Source organism: Mucilaginibacter sp. P4_G9 (assembly GCF_056400985.1).
Genome location: NZ_JBFUKF010000961.1, coordinates 1 through 517 on the forward strand (window position 1 = coordinate 1; position 517 = coordinate 517).

General features: G+C 32.3%; 1 protein-coding gene. It reads right to left on the minus strand.

Translation table 11 applies throughout. From position 1 onward, the window contains the following. Nucleotides 1–216, minus strand: a 216-nt coding sequence (locus AC1DPZ_RS28805) for a hypothetical protein (protein WP_477409988.1), incomplete at its 3' end; no start/stop codon positions are given. Nucleotides 217–517 lie beyond the last annotated feature (301 nt).

Consider the following 517-nt stretch of genomic DNA (forward strand, 5'->3'; position numbering starts at 1 on the left):
CTCATGTGGCAATTGTATCAGGATACCGGCACCATCGCCGGTTTCGGGGTCGCATCCGCAAGCGCCGCGGTGTTCCATGTTTTCGAGCATGGTAAGCGCGTCGTCAATAATCTGGTTACTTTTATGACCGTTAATATTGGTTATAAATCCAGTTCCGCAGGAGTCGTGTTCAAATTCTGGCCTATAAAGGCCCTGGTTGCTCTCAGTTTGATTCATTGTAAATTAAACCGTTTTATAAAATGGTGTAACTACGAAGTTACTGATATATAAATAAATTATAAAATTTATGGAAATTTTTAAAGATTTCTAAAAAATCAATTATTTAAATCATATTTATTTAACAAATTCTCAACATAAACAAGCAATTATTATGATTTACTAAATGAAATATAATGTTTTACTATTTAGAATCAATATAAAGTTGCACCAACCAAGCCGTAATCATTTATACAAGCGGTATATTTATTTATAACAGAATAAAATTTTGTTTGGTAAATCTATGTGGAGAGTATACATT